We start from the raw sequence: 26,516 nt of genomic DNA on the forward strand, positions 1-26,516 counted from the left end.
TCAGATCAGAATGCGAAAGCGTTTGCGGATTTCGGCATCCTGAGCGTCGGTCAGATACTTCGGATGATGCGTGGCCAACACCTCTTTGGCCTTTTCGCGTGCCGCCGACCAAGCGTCTGGTGCGCCTTCTTCCTGCCACGTGCGCGGCTCGTTCCTATCGGCCAGGTCCGGGTAGAAGTAATCCCGCTCCATCGCCGCGTACGTATGCGAACTGCCCAGAAAATGACCGTCTCCCAGAATTGAATGGCAGATCGCGTCGAAGCCCAGGTTTTCCTCAGTCACTTCGATCCCACGCAACGCCCGGTAGGTGTGCGAGTGCATTTCGTTATCCAACACAAAAGCCTCGAAACTGACACCCAATAGCGAGGCAGTCATGCCCGAGCTTTCATAGATCAGGTTGCCCCCGGCCAGTGCGGCAGCCAGCGATGTCATTCCCTTTTCCACGCCGTATTGCGCGTCGATGGCCTTTGCGTCGGCCATCGACGCCGCGACACCCGAGGGCAGACCCAGCCAGTTTGTGATCTGCGCCGAGGCGGCGTTCAGGATGGCGGTTTCACCGCTGCCCCCGGCAAACGAGCCGGTGCGCAGGTCCACGATGAAGGGCCAGTTGGAAAACACCATCGGAAAGCCGGGCTGGATCGCGTTGACCATGACCAAACTGGCCAGTGTCTCGGCCAGCGATTGCGCCAGAAACCCCGCGAGTGTTGCAGGGGCGGTTGCACCTGCTTGCGCTGCGGTGATGCAGGACATGGGTATGTTGTTTGCGATACATTCATAGACCACGTCCACAGCATCTTCGCCGAAACGCAGCGGAGATATTACCGGGCTGATATGGGCCTTCAGAAAGGGGCGTTTTGCAAACTCACCCGGCCCGCCGGCCACGATATCCAGCATCTCGACAATCGGGGCGACATTCTCGGCCAGCGTGAATGAAGTTGCCACTGGTTTGGTCGTGTTGCGCACCAGTGCATAGACTGTGTTGATGTCCAGATCGCGCACATCCGGCAGGTCGGTTGCCACACAACAGCGTGTGAACCAGCTGACATTGGCCAACGTGTCCTGCAACCGCGCGAAATCATGCAGATCAGCCAATGTCGAAGGCCGGTACAGACCGGTATCCATGTCCAGGGTCTGTACGGCGGCCCCTCCGGTGCCAAAGAACACGCGGTCGCCGCCAACCTGAATGGATCGGGTTTCGTCCCGACCGTGGAAGGTGAATGTCTTGGCGGCGCCCTGGATTACGCGCTCTACCATTTCACGCGGAAACACCAACCGACCCTGTTCACCCGGCTGCGCGCCAGCCGCCCGCAGATCTGTGGCCAGCCGATCCGGCACCTCGCCCATGCCCAATGTTTCCAGCAGGCGCAGGGCGGTGTCGTAGATTTGTGTGATCTCGGGCTGCGTCAATGGCTTGAACGCGCCGCCTTTTTGACCGGGCGGACAGGGATCGATCACAGGCTTGGCCGCGCGCTGCGCATGCCGGGCTCGCCGACCGCTTCGTTTGGCACCTTCCGAGGACATCCCTTTCCTTTCCCGCACGTCTTTCGGAAACCCTAATCGGCAAATCCAGTCTACGGCAAAGGGGATTTGCGAATTTCAAAATCCTCAATCGCAGTTTCGATTTTTCAATACAGTCGATGCCTCTGTTGTCGGCTCAGCCCTTTTTTCCGCAAGACTTGTCGGGGACAAGAGGGAGCAGAGCTATGAAGTCGCGCACCAAGGTCGTTGTCATCGGTGGCGGGATCGCCGGATGTTCGACGCTGTACCACCTGACGCAAGAAGGGTGGACGGATGTGGTTTTGGTCGAGCGGAACGAGCTGACCTCGGGCACGACATGGCATTCGGCGGCACAGGTTACGAATTTCGGCATGAACCAGACAATGGTCGGTCTGAAATCTCATTCGATCCGGTTGTATAAGGAACTGGCCGAGGACCCGGATTATCCGATCAACTATCATCATGGCGATGGTGGTATCCGTCTCGCCAACACGCAGGCCCAGATGCAAGGCTATCGCCATTTCGCATCGATGGCACGCGGGATGGATGTGGAATTCGAAGTGATCGACGCCGAGGAATGCGCCCGCCGCCACCCTTTGATCTCGACCGAGAACCTGATTGGCGGGCTGTGGGATCCCATGGATGGAGACATCGACCCGGCCCAGCTGTGTCAGGCGCTGGCGCGCAGGGCGCGCAAAGCCGGGGCCGAGGTGTATCGCAACACCCCCGTTACGGCCTTGACACAACACAGCGACGACACTTGGACCGTGCATACCGAACATGGCGACATCGACTGCGATGTTGTGGTGAATGCCTGCGGCTACAGGGTTAACGAGGTTGGCGCGATGATGGGGGTTCACCATCCGGTCGCGTCGATGGAGCATCAGTATTTCCTGACCGAAGAAATCCCGGCCATCCGAGATGCGGGGCACCGGATGCCTCTGCTGCGCTGCCCGATCAGCGACTATTACTGCCGACAGGAAAAAAACGGGCTGCTGCTGGGGTTTTATGAGCAGGATTGCAAGACCTGGGGGATGGACGGGATCGACCCAAACTTCGTCAACGCCTTGTGCCCGGATGATCTGGATCGGGTGACTGACGTGCTCGAAGGCGCGTTTGCCCGAATGCCCGCACTGATGGAGGTCGGGGTTCATACGATTGTCAACGGGCCGATCACTTATACCATTGACGGCGCGCCTTTAGTTGGGCCGATCCCCGGCAAACGCAATGCGTTCTGTATCATCGGGTTGCGTGCGGGGTTGGGTGAAGGGGGCGGCCACGGTTGGCTGCTGGCCCAGCAGATCGTGCATGGAGAGGCCTGTTATGACACTTGGTGTCTGGACCCGCGCCGATTCACGGGTCATGCGAATGTGGAACTCACGGCGCTGAAAGCAATTGAAGACTATCAGAACGAATTCCGGTTTCACTTCCCCCATGAACACCGCCCTGCCGGACGACCGGCCAAGACGACGCCGTTAACGCCGGTGTTGGCGGCAGAAGGGGCGGAATTCACCGTGGTCAACGGGTGGGAAAGGGTGGAGTACATCAGGCCTTCCCCCAGCTTTTCTCCGACGCTTAGTTTCGATTTTGACGAAACCTTTGATCTGGTCGCGGCTGAGGTGGCAAGTGTGCAAACCGGCGTCGGGCTGGCCGAGGTGAATGGTTTCAACCGGATCGAAATCACGGGTGCGGATCGGCACGCATTTCTGGATCGGATGTTCTGCGGCACCGTCACCCGGCGCGAGGGCCGGGTGGGGCTGGGGTATTTGTTGAACCATCACGGCATGGTCAAGGCCGAGGCGACCGTTGCCAACCTGCCCGCCAGCGATCGGGGCCCCGCCCGTCTGTGGTATGGCTCGGCCGCCGCCAGTGAATTTCACGACATGGATTGGCTGGCACAGCATGTTAGGGCCAGTGAAGATGTGCAACTGCGCAGCCTGACCAGCGATCAGACCATTCTGGTGCTTGCTGGCCCGAATGCCCGCGAAGTATTGTCCGTCTGCGCACGTGGCGATTGGTCCGCCGCGGCTTTTTCATGGCTCAGCGTGCGGGAATGTTTTGTCGGGTTCGCCCCGGCGACGGTAATGGGTGTCAGTTTCTCGGGCGAGCTAGCTTATGAAATACATGTGCCCAACGCCTCGCTTTATGCAGCCTATCTGGCATTGCGTCAGGCCGGGGGCGCGTACGGGTTGAAACTGTTCGGCGCGCGGGCAGTGGAATCCATGCGCATGGAGAAGAGCTTTCTACATTGGAAGGCCGATCTGATCACCGAATTTGATCCGTTTGAGACGGGGCTGGATCGCTTTGTGAAGCTGAACAAGGGTGAATTTATCGGGCGCGACGCATTACTGAAACGGCAGGCAGAGGGTGCGCGCAAAAAACTGGTTGCTCTGCAGGTCCACGCAACACAACAGCCTGCGCATCCCGGCGCGTCATTGATGCAAGGTGAGCGTGTTGTGGGCACAATTACCTCGGGCGATTGGGGGCACCGCACCGGGCTCAATCTGGCACATGGGTTTGTCGATCCCGAACTGGCCGATATCGGGGCTGAAATGGAGCTGGATTCCTGCGGTCATCGCGTGCGCGCTACGGTCATACCGCCGTCACCCTACGATCCGGGATTCGAGCGGATGCGAGAGTAATTCCAGCCCGTCAGTCGACTTCACCATTGCCGCCAGCGCAAAACTTTGCTTGGGTTCGTTTCGAAGAAATCGAAACATTGGGTGTTTGCGGTGTCGAAATCTCTGAGCCTTCGTTGGCTGGAAGTCTTCCGGCTGGTGGCCAAATCAGGGTCGATCCAACAGGTCGCATCCGAGACGGGGCTGTCGATCAGCACCGTCTCGAACCACCTGCGTAGCCTTGAGGGCGCGCTGGGCGTCGATCTGGTCGATCACGGGCGTCGCCCAATGGGTCTGACCCCTGCGGGTGAGGTTTTTGCGCGATATGTTCGCGATGGGCTGACTGTGCTGAAACGGGGCGAGGCTGAAATCCGATCCGGCAACTGGCAGCATGCAACAGACCTGCGGCTGGCCCTGATCGACGATTTCGACAATCAGATCGCGCCGGATTTATTCCGCTTTCTGGCTCAGGCCCTGCCGCGATGCAGTTTCCGCCATTATACGCGCCCTAGTCACGAGATCATCGCCAACCTGCAAGAGCATAAACTGGACGCTGGCGTCGCCACGCGGCCTTCGGAACGGACGGAAGGGCTGATCGAATACCCGCTGATGCGCGATCCGTTTATTGTGATCCTGCCCATTGGATATCAGGGTACACCCGAAGATCTGCTGACGCCTGATGCAGAGTTGCCTCTGCTGCGCTATTCACGCGACCTTATGATCGGCAAACAGATTGAGATTCAGCTGACCCGCAGCAAATACAACCTGCCCAACCGGTTCGAATTGGAATGCAATCACTCGATCATCGGGCTGGTTGCCGAGGGTAGCGGCTGGGCAATTACGACCGCCGCCTGTTTCCATCGCGCTCAGAGGTTCCACGACAGTCTTAGGGCGATCCCGTTTCCGGGGCGGAACTTTGTGCGCACCGTGTCGCTGTTCACAACCGAGGTGTATCCCGAAACAACCTCGAAACTGATCCAAAAGGTAATGGCGACGCTGATACGGCAGCATTTCACCGACCCCATGAGTGCGAGTCATGCCTGGCTAAAAGATGATTTCCGCACCATGGAGGCCGAAGCCGCCTAGCTGTTAGCAGGCGGCCCGAGGGATTGGCCCTCTACGATATGTGTGTCTAGCCGCTTACCGCTGCCACCTGCCTGGTTTTCAAGCATTCCGATCAGCTCTGATGCGGCCCTGCGACCCATTTCCCGGTGCGGGACGTGTACGGTTGTCAGGCGGGGCGTGACAATCCGGGCCAGCTCGATATCGTCAAATCCGGTGATGGAGACATCCCCGGGCACATTCAATCCCATTTCCTGCGCCCGATGCAGGGCGCCCACGGCTAAAACATCGTTGCCGCACAGGATCGCGGTGGGTGGCATATCCTGCGCCATCAAGCCCGAGAAGGCCGCGGCCCCGTTTTCAATCTCATAAGGGGTTTCGATGATAGTCAGGTCTGACAAGGTCAGATCATTCTGTCTGATCGCATCCTGTACACCTTCGATCCGCAGGCGTGCGCGATCATTGCCTGCGCTGATGCCTGAAATCACGCCGATCCTTCTGTGGCCCAAACCGATCACACGGTTTGCCAGTTCGGCCATTGCCGCACGGTTGTCAAAGCCGATACAGGGAAGCTGCCCATCGGGCAGGTATGACCAAGCGACCAAAGTTGGAATTTTCCATCGCTCAAGGTTTTCGTAAATCTGCGGTTTGCGATCATGTCCGATCAACAGCAAGCCGTCCGCGCCACGCGCGACCAGCGTTCGGATCTGCTCTTCCTCGATCTCCGGTTTGTAGGCCGAACTTGAGACCAGCAGCGTATATCCGTGCTGGTGCAATTCTTCCTGAAACGCCTGCAGGCCACGGGCGAAGATGGCGTTCTCCATCGTCGGAATAATCGCACCAATCGTGGAGGACCGCTTGGCTGCCATCACGCGCGCAGCAAAGTTTGGCACGTAACCCAGCGCGTCTACAGCTGACTGAACGCGCTGGCGCGTCGCCTTGACCACCTGATCTGGGTTGTTGAGGCAACGTGATACGGTTGCGGTCGAAACGCCAGCCAGTTTGGCCACATCATCCAATGTTGGCGCCGATCCAAGTTTCGACATTTTCAAATCCGCCATTTACTTTTGCCAATAAGTCTAAACTTAACCGGGTCGCAAGGAAAGCCGTTATGTAAGCGCTTGCATTTTTCATGTAAGCGCTTACAAATGAGACCGGACCGATTCCAAAGGGAGTCCTGAGAAATGTTTCTGACCGCATCCATCATCGTGTTCGTCATCTATTTTGCGAACGTTGCCATGGGGGCATTTGCAGGCAGCGCGTTTCTTGGGGACGTAGGAGAGATGTTGGTCCTGTTCGCGGCGTCGATCCTGTTCGTTGTCGCAATTCTGAAAAGGGAAGCTGACCGCGACGCAGAAAGCGACGGCTGACTTTTTTTGCTTGGGAGGGCAATTAATGAACAACGACAAAAAAGAACTGGCCTCAGCAGAGCGCCGCAATTTCCTGAAGCTCAGCGCTAGCGGTGCATTCACTGCTGCACTCGTGGCCGGAGCAGGCGGCGTGTTGTGGTCATCCGAAGCGGCAGCGCAAACCGCAAAAGAGGAAAAAGAGCGTGAAAACGCTGCGGATCATGTGATGACGATCGCCACGGCCTATGTGCTGGGCGCGTCGCGCAGCTATCCGATCATGCAGCTGGATCTGAAGGAAAACATCCAGAATGCCACCAACGGCAAAGTTTATGTGAAACTGGCGCCGGGTGGTCAGTTGGGTGCAGGCGGTTCGCTGGTGCAGAAAGTGCAAGGTGGCACCATTCAGGCCGCGCAACATTCGCTGTCGAACTTTGCGCCTTTCGCGTCCACCGTTGACCTGATTAACATGCCGTATCTGTGCGGCTCGAACCAGCGTTTCACCAACCTGGTGCATTCCGAAACTTGGAAGAATGAGGTCCATCCCAAGGTCGAGGCCGCCGGGTTCAAGGCGCTGTTCTATGTGGTGATCGACCCGCGTGTCGTTGCGGTGCGTCAGGGCGGGAACCCCATTGTCACACCAGCAGATATGAGCGGCGTGAAGTTCCGTGTGCCGGGCTCAAAAATGCTGCAACAATACTACCGGATGGTTGGCGCGAACCCGACGCCGGTGGCCTGGGGTGAAACACCTTCGGCAATCAAACAAGGCGTGGCCGATGCGCTGGATCCGTCGGTCGGCGCGCTTTATGTCTTTGGGTTTAAAGACATTCTCAGCAACGTGACCTTCACGCAGGCGGTGCCGGACAGTCAGGTTTATTCCTGTAACCTGGAATGGTTCAACTCGATGCCTGCGGATGTGCAGGAAGGCATCATGTGGGGGGCGGAAATGACCAGCCACCAGAACCTGTCCAAAGTACCCTCGGCCCGCGCCTTTGCCATGGCTGAACTGAACAAGGCCGGTGTGCAATTCCAGTCGCTGACAGATGATCAGTTGGCCGAGTGGAAAGACGTCGGTGGCTATCAGCGGTCGGAATGGGATCCGTTCAAGACCGAGTTGGCCGGATCAATGGACAATTTTGAAAAGCTGGTCGAAGCGGCCGGAACGCAGGGCAAATACTACGTCCACGACGCGTAATACCAAGCCGACGGGCGCAGCCAACGTGCCCGCTATCATCCTTAGCAGTCAGGCCGAAACCGGCCCGTAACAGAAGGCCAACGCCTGACTGCTCTTTTGTCGAGGGATACGATGACCGTTCTTCAAAACATAGACCGCAACGCCGAACGCTGGCTGCTGCTGGTGTTCTACGTGATGCTGGTGATTACAATGGCCATCGAGGTTCTGCGGCGAGAGATTTTCGCGTTTTCCTCGATCTGGGGTGAGGAAATCGTTCGCTATTCCTTCATTTATCTTGCCTGGATCGGGGCTGCGGCTGCGGTCCGGGAACGCGCCCATATCCGCATTGACGTAATCATGCATTACCTGCCGCAACGACCCAAAGCGCTGTTGTATATCTTCGGTGACCTTGTGATGTTCGTCGTGGCGATCATTGCACTATACTGGTCGTTTGAGGCGGTCCACGTTTCGGCCAAGTTCGGCTCGGTGACGGACGGGCTGCGAGTGTCCAAGGTGTGGTTCCTGATGGCGGTGCCCACCGGATTCGCGCTGATGATCTGGCGTCTGATCCAATCCTTCCTGCGTGATTTGAAATCCCTTCGTGACGGCACGCCCGTTTTCGAAGGCGACAAGCTGTTTGACTGAGGAGAAACAGGATGCTCTGGAATTCCCTCAATCAAACCGTTGAGCTGGGCTGGGATTTTTATCTGCCTGTAATCATGTTCGTGGGCCTGATCGCGCTTGCGGTTCCGGTATGGGCCGCGATTGGTACGGCTGCGATTGTCATGCTGATTATGTCGGGCGACCTGCCGCTCAGCCTTGTTGGCGAAAGCCTGTTCACCGGCATCGACGCTTTTGCGCTGACCGCCGTGCCGCTGTTTATCCTAACCGGCGACGTGCTGGTGCGCACCGGGCTGTCACGCAAGTTTCTGGATGTAGCCGAGGCGCTGACCTGTTTCGCCAAGGGCGGTTTCGGATCCGCCACCGTTTTGGTCTGCGGCATGTTCGCGGCCATTTCCGGCTCGGACGCGGCGGGGGCTGCCGCAGTGGGCCGCATGACCATCAACCGGCTGGTCGAAAGTGGTTATCCGCGCCCCTATGCCTGCGCGCTGGTGGCCGCCGGTGCCTGTACTGGTATTCTGATCCCGCCCTCCATTGCTTACATCATCATCGGTCTTGTGTTGGGAATTTCCGCCTCGACCCTGTTCTTGGCGGCGTTGATCCCCGGTCTGGCCATTCTGGTGTCGATTCTGGTCACCAACATCATCATGAATCGCCTCTATGCCTATGAGGGCGGCGGCATGATGACCATGGGCGAATGGCTGGCCAATCTAGGCAAAGCGCTGAAATCCGGCTGGTACGCCTTTATCGTGCCAGGCATTATCTTTTACGGTATCTTCTCGGGGCGTCTGACTCCGACCGAGGCCGGCGCCACCGCCGTTGTTGTCACTATCATCATGGGCTTTATCCTGCGTACGCTGACGCTGGCCGATTTCCCCTCAATGCTGGTCAGTTCCGCCAAGGTGAACGGCGTTATCCTGCCCATCATCGCCTTCTCCGCTCCCTTAGCCGAGGCGCTGGCGATCATGGGTGTGCCGCAGGGGTTCGTGGCCTCGATCACATCGTTGACCGATGACCCCTATCTGTTGATCCTGCTGATGATCGGCATCCTGATCGCCGCTGGCTGCGTCATGGAAACGACACCGAATATCGTCATCCTTGCCCCCATCCTCAAGCCGTTGGCGGACAATATCGGCATGAACGAAATTCAGTTCTGTATCATGATGATCACCGCGTTGGGTGTGGGTTTTATTACCCCGCCTCTGGGCCTGAACCTGTTTGTCGTATCTGGCATTACAGGCGAGTCCATTCTGAAGATTGCCGCCCGTGCTGTGCCTTTCGTATTAACGATGCTGATCGTGGTTTTGCTGATCGCGTATGTCCCGGCGGTGTCGACCACTTTGCTACCTGAAATCTACCAATAGGACTTGCTGACTATGCCTCGTGACTATCTGAAAAAGGCGACGCTGACCCCTGAATCTCATGCGTCCGAAGTGCATGAAACGGTCAAGACCATCCTTGCCGATATCGAGGCAGGTGGCGACGCCAAGGCCATGGAATATGCCGCCAAGTTCGACAAATTCGACGGCAATGTCCTGATGACGCAGGACGAGATTGACGCCGCCATCGCGCTGGTGCCGGAAAAACTGAAGGCTGACATCCGATTTGCCCATGATAACGTGCGCCGCTTTGCGGAAACGCAAAAGGCAACCGTGTCCGATGTTCAGATGGAGATCGTGCCGGGTTTCGTCGCTGGCCAAAAGGCGATCCCGGTGGATGCGGCGGGATGCTATGTGCCTGGTGGCCGGTACAGCCATATCGCCAGCGCGATCATGACGGTCACGACGGCCAAGGTTGCCGGGTGCCGCCATATCACGGCCTGTTCCCCTCCACGCCCTGGTGCAGGGGTGGCCCCGGCGATAGTTTATGCGGCGCATATCTGTGGTGCTGACAGCATTCTGGCCATGGGCGGCGTGCAGGGTGTGGCCGCGATGACCTATGGCCTGTTCGGATTGCCGCGCGCCAATATCCTTGTTGGCCCTGGCAATCAGTTTGTCGCCGAAGCGAAACGTATCCTTTACGGCAAGGTCGGCATCGACATGATCGCAGGGCCTACTGACAGCCTGATCCTTGCCGACAGTTCATCCGATGCGCATGTGGTTGCGACCGATTTGGTCTCTCAGGCTGAACACGGCTATAACTCGCCGGTTTGGCTGGTCACTGATGATCGTGCCCTGGCCGAAAAAGTGATGGAGTTGGTGCCAACGCTTATCGAAGACTTGCCGGAACTGAACCGCGAAAACGCCTCGGCCGCGTGGCGTGATTATGCCGAGGTGATCGTTTGTTCGGATCGTGAAGAAATGGCGGCCTGTTCTGACGAATACGCGCCCGAGCATTTGACCGTTCAGGCCGAAGATCTGGATTGGTGGCTGAACCGGCTGACCTGCTATGGCTCTTTGTTTCTGGGTGAGGAAACGACGGTTTCTTACGGCGACAAGGCGACCGGAACCAACCATGTGCTGCCGACATCGGGTGCCGCTAGCTATACCGGCGGGCTGAGTGTTCACAAGTACATGAAAATCGTCACCTGGCAGAGGGCCACGCGCGAAGGTTCAAAGCCTATTGCTGTGGCAACTGCCCGGATTTCCCGCCTGGAAGGGATGGAGGGGCACGCCCGGGCGGCAGATGTTCGTCTGGCCAAGTATTTTCCTGATGAACAGTTTGACCTGACCTCAGATGGATGACCCCCGATCTCTCTTTGATCTGACGGGGCAGGTGGCCTGCGTGACCGGGGCCAGTTCGGGGCTTGGTCGCCGGGTGGCGGTTGTTCTGGCTGCTGCCGGTGCTCAGGTGGTTGGCGTGGCCCGCCGGGCCGAGGCACTGTCAGATTTGAAACGCGAAATCGGTGAGCGTGCCGAAACCGTGGTTGCCGATGTGGCCGATCGAGCGGTAACAGGGGCGTTGGTGGAACAGATAGGCTCGAAATTCGGATCGCCGGACATTATTATTCACGCGGCCGGGGTAAACACGCGCGAAGCAGCGGATGATGTCACCGCCGAAGGTTGGGATGCAACGCTCGCGCTGAACCTCAGCGCGCCGTTTTTCCTGAGCCAGGCGATGGTGCCTGCCATGAAGAAACGCGGCTGGGGACGGATTGTGAATTTCGCCTCGCTGCAAACCACACGGGCTTTTCCGGGGGGCATTGCTTATGGTGCAACCAAGGCCGGGATCGGGCAACTAACCCGCGCCATGGCCGAGGCCTGGTCGCCGCACGGGATCACCGCCAACGCCATCGGGCCGGGGTTCTTCCCGACCGAACTGACCCAAGCCGTGTTCGATGATCCCGAACGGGCCGCTCGCAACGCGGCTCAGACTTGTACCCAGCGCAACGGGCGGGTTGAGGATATCGACGGGCCGATCCTGTTTTTGTGCTCGAAAGCCTCGGATTACGTCACCGGGCAGGTGCTGATGGTTGACGGAGGGTTTACGGCGAAATGAAAGCTCTGGTCTATGAAGGTGTAGAACAAGTGGCCTTTCGGGATGTCCCGGATGCTGCGCCGCGAGAAGCCGAACATCTTATCCGGATCGAGGCCGCTGGCATCTGCGGATCGGACATGCACGCCTATTTGGGCCACGATGCACGCCGCCCGGCACCCTTGATCCTTGGGCACGAGGCCGCAGGCACGATTGTAGGCGGCCCACGCGATGGCGCGCGCGTCACCATCAACCCGCTGGTGAGTTGTAGCAAGTGCAGCGCGTGCAAGTCGGGGCGCGAGAACCTGTGCGCCGACCGTCAGATCATTTCAATGCCACCGCGTGAAGGGGCCTTTGCCCAATATGTCGCCATGCCCGCCAGCAATCTGGTCGAAGTCCCGGCACACGTGAGCTTTGCAATGGCTGCGCTGGCCGAGCCTCTGGCGGTCAGTTGGCACGCGGTCCGGCTTGGCCTTGAGGCGCTGCATCCCACGATGGATCGCAAGGCGTTGGTGATTGGCGGCGGCGCCATCGGTGTGGCCGCAGCGCTGGCATTGTCTGCGATGGATGTTGATGATGTGGTTATCGTTGAACCCAGCGACGGACGGCGCGCATATTTGCAGAGCACTGGTGCGTTCAACGTGGTCAAAGAGACGATGCAAGACTTCCCCCTTGTGATCGACGCGGTCGGTTTTGCTGCCACTAGGTCCATGGCCTCAACGATGGTTCAGCCGGGCGGGGTAATTGCCCATGTCGGGTTGGGAGAAGACGCCGGAGGGCTGGATATACGCCGCATGACCTTGCAGGAAATCACTTTTATCGGCACCTATACATATACGGCCGAGGATTTCCGGCAAACCGCGCAGGCCATTTTTGATGGCCGATTGGGTGGTTTGGATTGGGTTGAAGAACGGGCCCTGTCTGAAGGCGCCGAGGCGTTTCGTGACTTGCGCAATGGGGTCGTTGCGGCACCGAAAATCATCCTCATGCCGTGGGCATAGGCCCGGAAGAAACGGAGGGATTCATGTATAAGAAAATTCTGGTTCCAATGGCGTTGGATCACGATATTTCGCAACACACGCTAGAGGTCGCCCGCGCGCTGACCGCCGAGGGCGGCGAGATCGTCGCGCTGCACGTCTATGAGATGCCACAGGGTTCGGTCAGTGCCTATCTGGACAAAGAGATGGTCGCGGAAGGCTTTCGGGCCGCTGCCAGAGTATTGAAAGAAAAGACTGAGGATCTTGAGGGCATCCAGCCTGAGATCGTCAAGGGCCACACCGCCCGGAGCATCATTGACTACGCCAACAGCAATAATTTTGACTGCATCGTCATCGGTTCGCACAAGCCGGGCCTCAGCGACTATTTTCTGGGATCGACCGCGTCGCGCGTCGTCCGTCATGCCGGATGCGCGGTGCATGTGCATCGCAGCATCTGAACCATCAATCGCGCCCCGGGCGCCCCAAACAGGACTGACAGACCGGAAATGAACATAGACAAGAAGATCACTGACGATCTGGTGGCGAACGATATTTCGTTTGTGACCACCGTCCCGTGTAAGCAGCTTGCTGGCGTGATCGAGGAGATCGACGCGCGGGACGAGATTTTCCACATCCCGTCAAACAAGGAAGACGAAGGGATGGGCCTGTGCGCAGGCGCGTGGATGGGCGGTAAGCGTCCGGCCATCATCATGCAGAACACGGCGATTGGTGTGACCATCAACACGCTGGCAACGCTGATCCAGTATTATCGCATGCCGCTGCCCATGCTGATCTCATACCGTGGAGAATTGCGCGAACCCGTTGCCTGTCAGGTGGAAATGGCGGTGCATACCAAGGCCCTGTTGGCGCAGATGAACATCCCGACCTACCACTTTCACCATCAGGCGGATGTCGAGGAACTGGATGCGATCCTGAAATACACCTTCATGTGCAACAAGCCGGTCGCAATCCTGACCGATGCCAATTTCTGGGGAGGCTACGGCGACCAATGATCCGTTCTGAGATTCTGAAAGAAATCGCCCCGATCCTGCGTGATCAACTGGTTGTCTGCAACATCGGTATCCCCAGCCAGGAACTGCACGCAATCGATGATCAGCCGACCAATTTCTATATGCTGGGCACGATGGGGCTGGCCTCATCCATCGGTCTTGGGCTGTCGCTGTCGCAGCCGAAGCCGGTGATCGTGATTGACGGGGATGGTTCGATCCTGACCAATCTTGGCACGCTGCCGACCATCGCCAACAACGTGGCCGATAACTATATCCTGCTGATCGTCGACAATGGCTCTTATGGCTCAACCGGGGATCAACCGACCTATGCAGGGCAAAAAACATCTCTGGCGAAAATGGCCGAGGCTGCCGGGTGCGAACGTGTGATCGAATGCCAGGCCGAAGATACAGGCCGTGTGCTGCAAGAGGCGCTGGATGCCAAACAGATGACCATCATTGTCAGCAAATGCGAAAGCGGGAATGCCAAGATGCCTGTCATCACAATGGATCCGGTAGTCATCCGTGACCGCTTTATGAAGGCCGTTCAGGTTTGATCCCAAGCAACGCGATCCACAGCGCAGAAGACGCTCGCCGCATTTCGCGGCGGCGTCTGCCGTGGATGGTATTCGACTACATTGATGGCGCGGCGGGGCTTGGAACCGGCGCGGCCCGCAACCGTGCCGCCCTGGACGCTATGACAATACGCCCGCGGGTGTTGCGGGACGTCAGCGAACGGTCTCTGGCGACCGAAGTCTTCGGCCAGCCCACACAACGCCCCTTCGGCATCGCGCCAATGGGCATGTGTAACCTGTCCGCACCCGGGGCTGATCTTATGCTGGCCCGTCTGGCCGCGCGGTATTCCGTGCCGTTGGGCGTGTCCACGGTCGCTTCGACGTCGATGGAGGAGATTGTTGTCGAAGCCGAAGGCAACGCCTGGTTCCAGCTTTATTTCAGCGGCGACGGCTCGGGCACGTTCAAGCTGGTCGATCGCGCCCGCGCTGCAGGTTACGAGACGCTGGTGCTGACCGTGGATGTTCCCGAGGTCGGGCGACGCCCGCGCGAGCTGCGCCATGGGTTCAAGATGCCCTTTCGGATCGGCCCACGCCAATTCGTGGACTTTGCCCTGCATCCGAAGTGGTCCCTTTCAACCCTGATGGCAGGTAAACCTCAGATGGCGAACTTTCTGACTGAGGGTTACGAGTTCGACCGCACCGAAAGCCGCGCAAAGGCAACATGGGAGACGCTGGCCCGTCTGCGCGATCAATGGGAGGGCAAGCTGGTCGTCAAAGGGGTGCTGGACCCCGAGGACGCGCTGGCCGTGAAAGCAGCGGGCGCTGATGCCCTTCAGGTCTCAAGCCATGGCGCGCGGCAGCTGGACAGCGCCCCGGCGGCGATTGAAGCGCTGCGAGAGATACGCACCGCTGTGGGCGACGAATACCCGTTGTTCTATGACAGCGGGTTGCAGTCCGGTGAGGACGCCATAAAGGCCATATCCGCGGGTGCGGATTATGTGTTCTTTGGCCGCATCCTGCAATTTGCCATGGCCGCCGCAGGCGAGGCGGGCCTGCAGCAGCTTTGGGATGTGTTGAGCGAAGAATTCAGCATCACCATGGCCCAAATCGGAGTGACATCCGTTGGTGAACTGAAGGATTGACCGCTCGGATCACCTTTCGCGTTCCAATAGCTGTCCGTACCCGGGGATGGGTTCATCGATATTCAACAGTTGCAACGCCTGAAACAGCATCGCCTGGTTCGAGCTGATCACCGGTTTCCCAACCGCGTCTTCCAGCCGGGCTATGACCTCGACGCTGCGCATGTCGGTGCAGGACAGAACCAGCGCGTCGGCCTCGGGGTGATCAGCCCCGCGACCCAGTTCGAAAACGGCATCTGGCTCTAACGCCCCTTGGCCTTCATTGCCAAGCGGTTCAGACACTTCCGAGCGTTGGATCGTGTCCACCCCCAGCTTGCCCAGAAAAGCAATTGCCATGTCGTTGATCGCCGGAACATAGGGCGAGGCGAAACCGATACGCTTGGCCCCCAAGGTGGACAAAGCATGCACCAACGCCCCCGCTGCGGTCACCGTCTTGGCCCCGCTATCGGCGCTGATGCGGTTGGCCAGTTCTCGGTCGAACTCGGGGCCATGAGTCAGCGTGGCCGAGGTGCATCCGTAAAAGACAACGTCCGGCTTGGTTCCCATCAACAGGCGCAAAGGCTCATCCAAGTCGGCGGCCCCTAGATCGTGCATCTGGGATTCGTTGGGGATTTCATCCTCGTCATACCCACCCAATCGGGCTACGTGCAGTGAAACGCCTGCAGGGGACATCAGGGCCAGGTCAGGCTCAAAATTGGTGTTGGTGAAGGGCACCAGCAGGCCGAACCGGGCCCGCCCTCTGGAAGCTGTCATATCTGTCCCTCCTGTTTCCATTGCGTCAGGATTTCTATCGCTTTGACCATCGCCGCCTGCGGACCGACGGTCATGCGCAGGGAATGAGGCAAGCCCGCGCCGCCTTGTGGGCGCAGGAATACGCCCTCGGACCGCAACCTTTGGTCCGCGCTTGCTGCGGATTCGGTGCTGCCCATGTTGAGCAGCACAAAGTTGGTGAAACTGGGATAAGGCGCGAACCCGGCCTGTTTCAACTGGGCCGTTGCCTGATCCCGCAAGCTTGCGGTGATCGCGCAGGTTTCGCGCATATAGGCATCGTCCCGCGCGGCTGCCGCGGCAGCTATTTGGGCGCTGGCCGGGACGTTGTTTGGGTTCATCACTTTACGCAACTCTCCGGCGATGGCAGGTGGGAACAGACCCCACCCGACGCGATACCCCGCCATGCCGTATGCTTTTGAAAACGTGCGTAAAACAACTGTGTTTCCGCCCTGAACCAGATCGAAACACCGCTCGCCTAGGTGATCAGAAAATTCGCCATACGCTTCATCGATCACCAACACGATGTCAGGCCGCAGGCCCTGACGCAGGTGGACAAGTTCGGCTTTCGGAATACGCGTGCCGGTCGGGTTGCCGGGGTTTGCGATAAAGACGATCCCGGTATCCGGTTGGACCGCGGCAAGCATGGCGTCGACACTGACGACGGCATCTACTTCGGCGGCAGGGTCGAACCGCGCGTTTGTCACCTGCGCCGCCGTTTGAAAGAACGGATAGGCATGGGCGGGCGCCAGCACCGCCCGGTCTGGCCCTGCGAACACACGCGCCAGGCATCCGATCAGGTCGAGCGATCCGTTGCCGCACAAAATACCATCGGGATCTATCCCGTGCAGTTCGGCCAGTGCGTGCCGCAGGTCCGTCCAGTCCGGATCGGGATAGAGCATTGAGCTGCCCAACGCCTGCGCCGCCGCCTCGGTCGCCTTGGGGCTGGGCGGGCGCAGGCTTTCATTTTGCGACAGCGAGATCAGGGTTTTGCCCTCGGGCGCGTCAAGGTTGGCCAGCGCATAGGGGGACATGCACGCAATATGCGGGTGCGGTTGGGTCATGTTTGCCTCCGATACTGGGTTTGGGCCATCGCCTCGCTGACAAGGCCCGCGCGGACGTCGCTTTGCACCGCTTCCTCCGGGCGTTCCTCGGGCAAGCCAAAGCCACCCCCACCCGGAGTTTCAAAGATCAGCGTTTCACCGGCCTTGATCCGAACCTCACCTTTGCCCGGCAGTTGGCGGTTTTCCGGCATCACGGTGATGCGACCGGGCGCGCCGTCCAACCCACCTTCTCGGCCGTTGGCAGGGTTCTTGATCCGCTCGACCGACAGGAACAGCATCAAATCCTGATCCTTGGACGCGCTGAGTTCAATATGCTGCCCCAGACCACCGCGCAGACGCCCGGCGCCACCGGAATCGGGCCGCAGTTCACGACGGTGAAACAGCACAGGGGCAACCGCCTCGGTGGTTTCGACCTGACTGCCCCAAACGCCGCTGGGAAAGGCCGTGGCCGACAGACCGTCCAGCCCGGGGCGTGCGCCTGTGCCGCCATTGAACACCAATTCCAACGCAAACTGGTCATCGCCCCGGTCGATCGCTTCAGGCGCGTGGCGCAGGGGCAGATCGTACATGCATGATGCCCCCTCGGCTGGAACCTTGTCGGGCAGGGCCTGCGACAGGCAGCCATAGACCAGGTCGGGGGTCATCTGCCCCAACGTATGTCGCATCGCCACCGGTGCCGGAGGTTGCGCGTTCAGGATACAACCCTCGGGGCCCGTCACCCGAAACGGATCGAGCGAACCCGCATTGTTCGGGATATCCGCCCCGATGATGCAACGCAGGGCAAAGACGGAATAGGCGGTTGCATAGTTCAGTGGCACGTTGATCCCTTTACCCACACAGGCCGCTGTACCGTCGAAGTCCAGCAACAGGTGATCATCGGCGATGGTCAGCGCTGCGTGCAGCTCGATCTCTTCGTCGTAACCATCTACTTTCAGCACGTGTTGCCATGTGCCCTTGGGCAGGCCGGCGATGGCCTCTAACGTGCCGCGACGTGACGTTTCGATGATGTAATCGGACAGCGCGCTCAGGTCGGGGATGCCAAATTCCTGCATCATCTGAACCAGCCTCGTCGATCCGGCCTCGCAACAGGCGATCAAGGCATAAATGTCACCTTCGTTCGCGATGGGCTCGCGCGAGTTGGCTTTGACGATCTCAAGCAACAGAGCATTGACCTCACCCTGGCTGACCAGTTTGCAGGGGGGGATCAGCAGCCCTTCGTCATAGATATCCGACCCTTCCGGCCCCATGCCCAACCCGCCGAGATCGACCAGATGCGAGGTGCAGGCTGTATAGCCGATAACAGTGTCGCCGAAGAACACGGGCATCATCAGCAAAAAGTCGTTCAGGTGACCCGAAGCGATCCACGGATCGTTGGTCATATAGATGTCGCCGGGTTTCATATCGGTCTGGGCAAATCTGGCGCGCAGGGTTTTGACCGCCTCGGCCATGGTGTTGATATGTCCGGGCGTGCCGGTGACAGCTTGTGCCAGCATCCGGCCCTGCATGTCGAATATCCCGGCCGAGATATCGCCGCATTCGCGCACGATCGGACTGAAGGCGGCGCGGATCAGCGCCTGCCCCTGTTCCTCGACCACGGCCAGAAGTCGGTTCCACATCACTTGCAGGCGTGTATCTGATTGGATCATCCCTGTGCCTCCTCTTGCCGCGTCAGCCAGATATTGCCCTGGCCATCCACGGTTGCACTGAAATCTGCGCTAACAAATGTGGTCGTTTGTGCCTCGACAATCAGCGCCGGACCGCTGAGCGCGGCTCCGGACGTCAGGTCGGTGCGGTTGTAGACGCCTGCGGCGCGCCATTCTCCGGTGATGTCGCACAGGATCTCGCGCTGTTCGGTGGTTTCTGCCTGTTGATGGACCGGGTTATCGGGATAAGGTTCATGCGCAGGTGCGGGCGATGAAACAGACAGCCCCCAGTTCAGAATCTCGATCGTCATGCCGGGCACGATCCGGCTGAACTGTCGGCTGTATTCCGTCTCAAACGCTTGCCTCAGCGCATCTAAATCTGAGGCCGCCAAAGCCCGTTCGGGCAGGCGGATTTCGATCTCATGCCCCTGACCGTGATATCGCATATAGGCGATCCGGCGTTGCAGCAGTGCCCCGTCGGGCGCACCGGCGCGGACAACCTGTTCCGCTTCGGCCTGCATACCATCGAAGAACCGGTTCAACCCGTCGATATCCAAGCTGTCCAACCGGGCATAGCGTGACCGGATGACCTCGTACGAAACCGGCGCGAACAGAAACCCAACGGCCGAGCCGACGCCGGGATCACGTGGGATCAACACGCGCCGCATCTGGGCGCGACGGGCAACACGGGTTGCGTGCAGGGGGCCGTTGCCGCCAAACGCGATCATCAGCCGGTTGCCAAGGTCTTTGCCGGATTCGACGGCGTGCATACGACCGGCGCTGGCCATGCTTTCGTCGACAATCTCACTGACGGCAAAGGCGGCCTGATCGGGGCTCAAACCCAACGGCTCGCCGACATCCTTCGCCATCGCCTGTTGTGCTGCGCTCTGATCGATCTGCAGACGTCCTTCGGCAAAATGCCCAGGCTCGATCAAGCCCAGCGTCAGATCGGAATCGGTGACCGTCGGGTTTTCCCCGCCCTTTCCAAAGGCTGCCGGCCCGGGATCTGATCCGGCACTGTGGGGGCCAACCTGAATGCGGCCCAGGCGGTCTACACTGGCGATGGAACCGCCCCCGGCTCCGATCTCGATCATCTCGATCACCGGTATCCGGACCGGCATACCCGACCCCTTGATAAAGCGTTCAGCCCGCGAGATTTCGAATTTGCGTGCGGTCTGGGGGCGATATTCGTCGATCAGGCACAGCTTGGCGGTGGTGCCGCCCATGTCAAAGGACAGCACATCCGCCTCTCCAGTGGCCTCGGCGATGCGGGCGGCGAGAACGGCGCCACCGGCGGGGCCGGATTCGACCAGACGTATCGGTAGCCGGGCAGCGGTGTCGAGCGTGGTCATACCGCCGCCTGCCGTCATCATCAGGATCGAGCAGGTTAACCCCATCTGCCGAAAGCGCGCCTCAAGATCCTGCAGATATCCGGCCATGAGCGGCTGCACGTAGGCATTGGCAATGGTGGTGCACAGCCGGTCGAACTCGCGCGCTTCGGGGCTGACCTCATGGCTGAGAGAGATGACCAGATCGGGCATATGCAGCGCCAGCAGATCGCGCAGGGCCAGTTCATGTGCAGGGTTGGCATAGGCGTGCAGCAGGCAGATGGCGACGGCCTCGACCTCAAGCGCCGTCAGTTCGTCCACCAAAGGCGCGATGGCCGCCGCGTCCAACGGATCCAGTTCCTGCCCGTTGACGTCCATGCGCCCACCGATGGTCAGCGAGTGGGTGCGCGGCACGATCAGGTCGGGTTTGACCAGATCAATCGCATATTGGCTGTAGCGCCGCTCATAAGCGATTTCGAGGATATCCCGGAACCCACGCGTGGTGATGGTGGCGGTCTTGGCCCCGCGTCGTTCGATCAACGCGTTGGTGGCCAGTGTGGTGCCATGAATGAAACCGGTTACCCGGTGCCAATCGGCACCAGCGGCTTCAAGCACATGCGTGGCACCCGCAACGGCACCAAGGGCAGGGCGATGTGGAGTGGTGGGAGTTTTGGTGGTTGCCACCACCTGCGATGCGCTGTTCAGCAGGACGGTATCAGTAAACGTACCGCCGATATCGATTGCCATGCGCAATCCATCTGGTTGGATCATTTGGGTATCAGCTTGAAAAGGTGGAACAAACCCGAAGCCGGGTCAGATGATAACGGTCTGTCCCCGCGGGTTAGACGACCAGATCGCACCCGGTGTCGCGACGCATCATCGGTTGTCGAAGGGTGGCTGTCACAGCTTCGGTTCCTTATCCTTTGATGCCTAGAACATTGAGTGAGGAATGCCCCATCCGTCAACAAATCTTTCGGCCCCCATGAATTTGGTTCCATTCCAGTATTGTGATATGACGTAGGGTAAGGTGCATCTTATTCACAAGTATTCCTAAATTTCATCTCAGGGGGGGAAGTTATGAAATTCAGCCATACTACACGTAGTGTTCTGATCGGTGCTGGCCTAATACTGGCAGGTCTGTCGCCCGCATTGTCGCAGGACCGCGAAGAAAGCCAGGGCATGGTGCTGCTGCGCGGGCTGCCGACGCTGGATACGAGTCACAGTATCGCAATCATTGAGCTGGACCCGGAGTCGGATCGGTTCGGAGAAATCCTCAGCGAAGTAGAACAGCCTGAGATGGAGCATCCCTTGCACCATCTGTATTACAGCCCGAATGGCAGGCTCTATGCCACGGGGCTTGATCCCTCGTGCAGCCTGGCCGAGGTCGGGTTGGCCCGCGATGCGGGCGGTGCGCCGGTAATTTCGGGCTTTACCTGTCTGGATACGCAGGGACAGATGGTAGGTGAAGACATCATGTGGACCACATCCAACGATCAGGAATACATGTTCGTGACCTTCATGGGCGGAACCGGCGGCGATGATGGCGGTTCGGTAGGCGTTTTTGATCCACAGACGAATGAAGTCGTAAAAGTGATCGAAGCCCGCAAAAGCCAGGTGGGCGAAGGCGCGCCCTATATCATGTATCCGCATGGTATCTCGGCTTTTGAGGACCGCATGGTCGTGACGTCGACCGTGCATCCGGATCTGGCCACCGGTGTTGGCAACATGCTGACGATCATTGATCTGAACGCGCTGGAGCCCATTGAAAACATCGTGGTTGAGAAAGAAAAGCCGCTGGACTTTCCGTCCTCTCCGGTCGAGGTGCTGTTTGCCCGCCCGGGCATCCATCCTGATATCGAACCGGCCATTCTGGCCAATACAATGTTCGGGTTCGAGACGTGGAAAGTACCTTATGACGCCAGTTCCAAGAGTTTTGGTGAGGCTGAAGTGATTTATAGCGGTGTTGCCAATGAAACGGCTGTACCTCTGGAATTCTACGGCACCGAGGATGAGCTGTTCATCTCGCATGCCCTGCCGGGTGTGGTGAAACGCTATGAATTGGCCGCGTTGCCCGAGCTGGTGCCCAGCGGGCCGGATATCGTCGCCGATCCGGGGGCGCATCATATGATCTTTTTCACCTCGGCTTCGGGGCGCGATTTGATTGCCGTTCAGAACAATCTGCTGAATCTGGGCAACGGGGCTGAAGATGATCCGACCGATGTGGATTTCATCGCCGATCTGGCCAGCCATACGATCTCGGTTCATGATCTGGAGACCGGAGAGCGTCTGGCCACGATTGATTTCAAAGAGCGTTACAACAAGGGGGTGGATAACCTCGAAGGGCTGTTTGGCTCGGGGTTTGTTCACCACCACTAACGTCCGTTGGAGGGGCGGAATGCGTTGGGTTGTGTTGATCCTGGCCGCCGCAGGGATTGCGGTGGCTGGTTGGATGGCTTGGGATCGGATGCGCGGCCCGACGGCAACGCCCATTGCCGATTTCTCAGCCCCTTTTGTGTTCGGGCGGTTTGCCGTTCCGCCCGACAACCCGCTGACGCAAGAGGCGTTCACGTTGGGCCGGCACCTGTTCTATGACCCCATCCTGTCGGGCAACAATGAGGTGTCCTGCGCAACCTGTCACGTGCAGGAATTGGCGTTTACCGATGGGCTGGCAAAGTCGCCGACATTGTCCGGGGGTGAGCTGGACTTTAGTTCGATGAGCCTCGCCAATTTGCTTTGGGGGCAGGAGAGGTTTTTCTGGAACGGCCGTGCGACCTCGTTGGAAGAGCAGGCATTGATGCCGATCCAACATCCGGATGAGATGGGGCAGGATATCGATGCGCTGATGGAGGAGCTTCAGGCCTCAGGGTCTTATCGCAAGATGTTTCGTCAGGCCTATGGTGCGGTCACGCCCGAAAATACAGCCAAGGCGCTGGCGACTTTCATGCGGCTTTTGATCTCGTCAAACTCGAAATACGATCAATACCTACGGGGTGAGGTCCGGCTGACCGCGCAGGAAGAACATGGGCGCAAGCTGTTCATGGCGCATCCCGATACCAAGGTGTCCCTGAGGGGCGGCAATTGCATCGATTGCCACAGTCAGTTCCTGACCTCGGGCTTTCGCGATGCGCTGGACGGGTTTTCCAACAACGGGCTGGATCCGGATGAGACCTTGCCCGACGGTCTGATGGCGGTGACGGGCAACCTGGCGCATAAGGGGTTTTTCAAGGTTCCGACCCTGCGCAACATCGCTGTCACAGCTCCCTACATGCATGACGGTCGGTTCGACACGCTGGAAGACGTAATGGACCATTACAACGATGGTATCGTGGTCAGCGATACACTCAGCCCGTTGATCCTTGAGGCCGACAACGCGCCCGAGGCGGGGCAGGAAACGGTGGGCCTGCGCATGACGCCCGATGAAATCCAGGCAATCATCGCCTTCCTGCACACTCTGACGGATGAGGCGTTTCTGACCAACCCGCAGTTTTCCAACCCGTTCGAGGGAGGGTCGTGATGCGTCCGATCATTGTAATTTCAGCCTTGGTGGTCCTGATCGCGGGGTGGTTCGTGCTGAACCCGGGGCAAAACAAAGCCACGCCGATCACGCTGACATTCCACGCCCAGATGGGGGATGAGCCTCTGATCTATGATCAATTCATCTATGATAATCCGGGCGGGCAGGGTCTTTTCAGGGTTCGCGACTTCAGGTTCTACCTCAGCAACCTGTCTTTCGGGCACGGGGATGAGACCTATGCCGAACCCGAAAGTTATCATTTGCTGCGCTTTGACAATGCGGACAGCGCGCATTCGATCACCTTGCCTGCCGTGCCATTGCCATCGATTGAAACTGTGCGGTTTCTGATCGGTGTCGATCCGGCTGCGAACAGCTCGATTGAGGTGCGCGGGGACCTGGACCCCAACAGTCAGATGGCCTGGAATTGGGAGGTCGGGTACAAATTTGTCGTATTCGAAGGGGCGCTGCAAGTGGGTGGGGACGTGTCCCCCCTAGTCTATCACGTGGGGTTTTCCGAGAACGCGCGCGAGGTCGAGTTTTCAGTTCCGGCAGTGGTTTTGGCAGACGGAAAGCAAGAGGTTCATCTGACCGTCGATCTGGCGAAACTATTCGACAATGCGGCACAGATCGACATGCAGGCGCTGCCCTCGGTCAAGTTCAACCGCACTGATGCCGAGGTGCTGGCCAACAACTATGCCAACATGATCGCGCCGAGTTTCTGAGGGTGTTCAATCCACCTAAGGGTGGTGTTTCAGGAACATCGGGCCGCCGCGCCAGCGTGGAAAGCCATACCCGTTGACCATGACCACGTCGATATCATCGGGGCGGCGCGCTATGCCTTCCGTCAATAATGCCTGCGCCTCGGCCTGCATGGTGGACAGAATGCGCTGGACAATCTCGGTGTCGGATATCGGAGTGCGCGCGATCTTCTTGCGCGCGGATTCCGCGAGAACAAGGTTTTCCACCCATTGCGATGGGGTCTCTTTGTCGTCCGCGTAATCGTACCAACCTTGGCTAGCCTTGCGCCCGAAACGTCCCGCCTCACACAGCTTGTCGGCAATGTGAACATAGCGCTGGGCGGGGTCGCGGGTCGCAGCTTGGCTTTTGCGCTTGGCCCATCTGATGTCGAGGCCCGCAAGGTCCTGCATTTCAAACACGCCCATGGGAAAACCAAAATCGCGCATCGCCTGATCAACGTCCCATGGGAGGGCACCGTCTTCGACCATGTATTCGCATTCACGTCGATAGGCAGACATGATGCGGTTGCCGATAAATCCGTCACATACTCCGGCGGGCACGGCGATCTTTCCAAGCCTGCGGGCCAGCGCAAAGCCAGTGGCCACAACGGATGAGGCGGCATTGTCTGGGATGATGACCTCAACCAGTTTCATGATGTGGGCGGGTGAGAAAAAGTGCAGGCCGATCACACGTTCGGGGTGTCTGGTTTGGGCGGCCATGGCGCTGACATTCAGATAAGACGTGTTGCTGGCTAGAATGGCGTCGCGCCGGATATGCTTATCAAGCTCCTGAAACACCTGCGCTTTCAGTTCGATGTCCTCGAATACAGCCTCGATGATCAGATCGGTTTCGGTCAGAGCCTTGAATGTGGTCGTGGTTGATAAAGCGGCGGTCAGAGCCTCCTGCTTGCCTTGGTCAATCAGGCCGCGCTTTCTGCTGTTGTCTAGGATGGCTGTGATGCGACCTTGCCCGGCTGCACGGGCAGCGTCGTCCCGTTCAGCCAAGGTCACTGGCAGCCCTGCCAACAAGCAGGCGGCGGCGATTCCGGCCCCCATGGTGCCCCCACCAATCACGCCGATGCTTGTGAGCGGATGGGGTTCCATGTCCTTCAGTTCGGACAGTTTCGACGCTGATCTTTCAGCAAAGAAGATGTATCGCAAGGCCGCGCTTTGCGGGTCGGATTTCAGGGCCAAAAACGTCTCACGCTCTTGAATCAGAGCTTGATCCGCGGGCAGATCGAGCGCGGCTTGCACGGCCCTTGCTGCTGCGGCAGGCGCATGTGCGCCGCGCGCTTTTGTGATGATGCCGGTCTTTGCTGCTTCCCAAGCTGTTGGGTCCATAACTGGTTTGGCGTTCCGGTGCCGCAATGCAGTTCTAGGCCGAGCGTTTGCGGCCGACCGAGCCAGCGCACTGGCACAGGCCATCAGGTCACCGTCGGCGATACCGTCAATCAGACCTAGGTTCAGCGCCGTCGTAGCAGAGATCGGCTTACCGCTGGTCACCATGTTCAGCGCCTCAAGCGGGTCGATCAGGCGCGGTAGTCGAACGGTGCCGCCCGCGCCAGGGATCAGGCCCAGCGTTACCTCGGGCAGGCCAAACCTGGTGCTGCGCAGCGCCACGCGGTGACTGCACCCAAGCGCGATCTCAAGTCCACCGCCAAGGACAGAACCGTGCAGTGCCGCGACCCAGGGCTTTATTGTGTCTTCAATCGCCTGGATGACGTTCGGCAGGTGGGGTTCCATTGGCGGCTTGTCAAACTCGCGTACATCCGCACCAGCAGTGAATGTCCGACCTTCAGCGCACAGTATGACGGCCTTGGCAGAGGTGTTCGCTTCGGTCTCAGCAATGGCTGCCAACAGCCCCGCGCGCACTGCCTGACTGGCTGCGTTCACAGGCGGGTTGTCGATCGTCACAACCGCCAAATCGTCCTTTGTTTCGACACGCACCACCATCCGGCCACCCGACGTTTTGGAGAATAATTGAAAGCGTAACTTCTCGCAAATAAACTTCAAGCATAAAATATTTTAACTTGAAGGGATCAGCGACTCGGTCTAGCGTTTCAGGTATTCAAACGGATGAAGGGAAGTTTAG

At 58.9% G+C, this 26,516-nt stretch carries 23 protein-coding genes; 16 read left to right on the forward strand and 7 right to left on the reverse strand.

Translation table 11 applies throughout. The features are described from left to right. Entirely contained in the window at window positions 1-1,521 is a 1,521-nt protein-coding gene (locus tag ACR0B8_RS16340; protein ID WP_226689657.1) for a trimethylamine methyltransferase family protein, read from the reverse strand. Between the two features lie 182 nt (window positions 1,522-1,703). Here ACR0B8_RS16340 and ACR0B8_RS16345 point away from each other — a divergent pair, with 182 nt between their 5' ends. Beyond that, complete coding sequence (locus ACR0B8_RS16345; protein WP_480659021.1) at window positions 1,704-4,139, forward strand: GcvT family protein; 2,436 nt, start codon at window positions 1,704-1,706, stop codon at window positions 4,137-4,139. Window positions 4,140-4,229: 90 nt separating this feature from the next. Further along, window positions 4,230-5,201 (forward strand): LysR family transcriptional regulator, encoded by a 972-nt coding sequence (locus ACR0B8_RS16350; protein ID WP_170350904.1) that lies wholly within the window; start codon window positions 4,230-4,232, stop codon window positions 5,199-5,201. On the opposite strand, the gene ACR0B8_RS16355 is transcribed toward ACR0B8_RS16350, so the two are convergent. Further along, window positions 5,198-6,223, reverse strand: coding sequence for a LacI family DNA-binding transcriptional regulator (locus tag ACR0B8_RS16355; RefSeq protein ID WP_170362105.1), 1,026 nt, complete (start codon window positions 6,221-6,223; stop codon window positions 5,198-5,200). The two genes, ACR0B8_RS16350 and ACR0B8_RS16355, sit on opposite strands and share 4 nt — an antisense overlap. Window positions 6,224-6,361: 138 nt before the next feature. Here ACR0B8_RS16355 and ACR0B8_RS16360 point away from each other — a divergent pair, with 138 nt between their 5' ends. The 11 genes from ACR0B8_RS16360 to ACR0B8_RS16410 all read left to right on the forward strand — a co-directional run bounded on the left by ACR0B8_RS16360 (window position 6,362) and on the right by ACR0B8_RS16410 (window position 15,373). After that, entirely contained in the window at window positions 6,362-6,547 is a 186-nt protein-coding gene (locus ACR0B8_RS16360) for a hypothetical protein (protein ID WP_170350906.1), read from the forward strand. 25 nt (window positions 6,548-6,572) lie between these two features. Then, a complete protein-coding gene (locus ACR0B8_RS16365) occupies window positions 6,573-7,718 on the forward strand; it encodes a TRAP transporter substrate-binding protein (protein WP_170350907.1) in 1,146 nt (381 codons plus the stop codon). A 111-nt stretch (window positions 7,719-7,829) separates the two neighbouring features. Next, window positions 7,830-8,342: a TRAP transporter small permease gene (locus ACR0B8_RS16370; protein ID WP_170350908.1), complete on the forward strand. Its 513-nt coding sequence runs from the start codon at window positions 7,830-7,832 to the stop codon at window positions 8,340-8,342. A gap of 11 nt (window positions 8,343-8,353) precedes the next feature. After that, window positions 8,354-9,682, forward strand: a complete 1,329-nt coding sequence (locus ACR0B8_RS16375; RefSeq protein ID WP_058282850.1) for a TRAP transporter large permease — start codon at window positions 8,354-8,356, stop codon at window positions 9,680-9,682. A 12-nt stretch (window positions 9,683-9,694) separates the two neighbouring features. Continuing rightward, window positions 9,695-11,002, forward strand: a complete 1,308-nt coding sequence (hisD, locus tag ACR0B8_RS16380; protein WP_170350910.1) for a histidinol dehydrogenase — start codon at window positions 9,695-9,697, stop codon at window positions 11,000-11,002. Beyond that, entirely contained in the window at window positions 10,995-11,756 is a 762-nt protein-coding gene (locus ACR0B8_RS16385) for an SDR family NAD(P)-dependent oxidoreductase (protein WP_170362107.1), read from the forward strand. The genes hisD and ACR0B8_RS16385 overlap by 8 nt, the downstream gene beginning before the upstream one ends. Then, window positions 11,753-12,733: an alcohol dehydrogenase catalytic domain-containing protein gene (locus ACR0B8_RS16390; RefSeq protein ID WP_170350912.1), complete on the forward strand. Its 981-nt coding sequence runs from the start codon at window positions 11,753-11,755 to the stop codon at window positions 12,731-12,733. Before ACR0B8_RS16385 ends, ACR0B8_RS16390 begins: the two co-directional genes overlap by 4 nt. 23 nt (window positions 12,734-12,756) lie before the next feature. Beyond that, window positions 12,757-13,167 (forward strand): universal stress protein, encoded by a 411-nt coding sequence (locus ACR0B8_RS16395; protein WP_170397855.1) that lies wholly within the window; start codon window positions 12,757-12,759, stop codon window positions 13,165-13,167. Window positions 13,168-13,215: 48 nt separating this feature from the next. After that, on the forward strand, window positions 13,216-13,722 hold the full coding sequence (gene comD / locus ACR0B8_RS16400; protein WP_170362110.1) for a sulfopyruvate decarboxylase subunit alpha: 507 nt from the start codon (window positions 13,216-13,218) through the stop codon (window positions 13,720-13,722). Next, window positions 13,719-14,273 (forward strand): sulfopyruvate decarboxylase subunit beta, encoded by a 555-nt coding sequence (gene comE, locus ACR0B8_RS16405; RefSeq protein ID WP_170362111.1) that lies wholly within the window; start codon window positions 13,719-13,721, stop codon window positions 14,271-14,273. The genes comD and comE overlap by 4 nt, the downstream gene beginning before the upstream one ends. After that, window positions 14,273-15,373, forward strand: coding sequence for an alpha-hydroxy acid oxidase (locus ACR0B8_RS16410; RefSeq protein WP_170362146.1), 1,101 nt, complete (start codon window positions 14,273-14,275; stop codon window positions 15,371-15,373). Before comE ends, ACR0B8_RS16410 begins: the two co-directional genes overlap by 1 nt. Before the next feature lie 9 nt (window positions 15,374-15,382). Here the strand turns inward: ACR0B8_RS16410 and ACR0B8_RS16415 are convergent, their stop codons facing one another. From ACR0B8_RS16415 to ACR0B8_RS16430, 4 genes are read right to left on the reverse strand one after another with little or no spacing between them, the layout of a single operon-like run. After that, window positions 15,383-16,123 (reverse strand): maleate cis-trans isomerase family protein, encoded by a 741-nt coding sequence (locus tag ACR0B8_RS16415; RefSeq protein WP_226689660.1) that lies wholly within the window; start codon window positions 16,121-16,123, stop codon window positions 15,383-15,385. Further along, complete coding sequence (locus ACR0B8_RS16420) at window positions 16,120-17,202, reverse strand: pyridoxal phosphate-dependent aminotransferase (RefSeq protein WP_480659024.1); 1,083 nt, start codon at window positions 17,200-17,202, stop codon at window positions 16,120-16,122. The genes ACR0B8_RS16415 and ACR0B8_RS16420 overlap by 4 nt, the downstream gene beginning before the upstream one ends. Next, complete coding sequence (locus ACR0B8_RS16425) at window positions 17,199-18,848, reverse strand: hydantoinase B/oxoprolinase family protein (RefSeq protein ID WP_170397847.1); 1,650 nt, start codon at window positions 18,846-18,848, stop codon at window positions 17,199-17,201. Before ACR0B8_RS16425 ends, ACR0B8_RS16420 begins: the two co-directional genes overlap by 4 nt. Beyond that, the gene (locus ACR0B8_RS16430) at window positions 18,845-20,944 is read right to left on the reverse strand and encodes a hydantoinase/oxoprolinase family protein (protein WP_480659026.1); all 2,100 of its coding nucleotides are present in this window, start codon (window positions 20,942-20,944) and stop codon (window positions 18,845-18,847) included. Before ACR0B8_RS16430 ends, ACR0B8_RS16425 begins: the two co-directional genes overlap by 4 nt. A 306-nt stretch (window positions 20,945-21,250) precedes the next feature. Here ACR0B8_RS16430 and ACR0B8_RS16435 point away from each other — a divergent pair, with 306 nt between their 5' ends. The 3 genes from ACR0B8_RS16435 to ACR0B8_RS16445 are packed head-to-tail and all read left to right on the forward strand — an operon-like array spanning window position 21,251 to window position 24,409. Next, entirely contained in the window at window positions 21,251-22,549 is a 1,299-nt protein-coding gene (locus tag ACR0B8_RS16435; RefSeq protein ID WP_480659028.1) for a hypothetical protein, read from the forward strand. A gap of 19 nt (window positions 22,550-22,568) precedes the next feature. Next, window positions 22,569-23,687, forward strand: a complete 1,119-nt coding sequence (locus tag ACR0B8_RS16440) for a cytochrome-c peroxidase (protein WP_480659030.1) — start codon at window positions 22,569-22,571, stop codon at window positions 23,685-23,687. Next, complete coding sequence (locus ACR0B8_RS16445) at window positions 23,687-24,409, forward strand: MbnP family protein (protein ID WP_480659032.1); 723 nt, start codon at window positions 23,687-23,689, stop codon at window positions 24,407-24,409. Before ACR0B8_RS16440 ends, ACR0B8_RS16445 begins: the two co-directional genes overlap by 1 nt. 15 nt (window positions 24,410-24,424) lie before the next feature. On the opposite strand, the gene ACR0B8_RS16450 is transcribed toward ACR0B8_RS16445, so the two are convergent. Next, entirely contained in the window at window positions 24,425-26,377 is a 1,953-nt protein-coding gene (locus ACR0B8_RS16450) for a 3-hydroxyacyl-CoA dehydrogenase NAD-binding domain-containing protein (protein ID WP_170362119.1), read from the reverse strand. Window positions 26,378-26,516: the final 139 nt, after the last annotated feature.

It is taken from the genome of Ruegeria sp. BH6, from assembly GCF_056538105.1.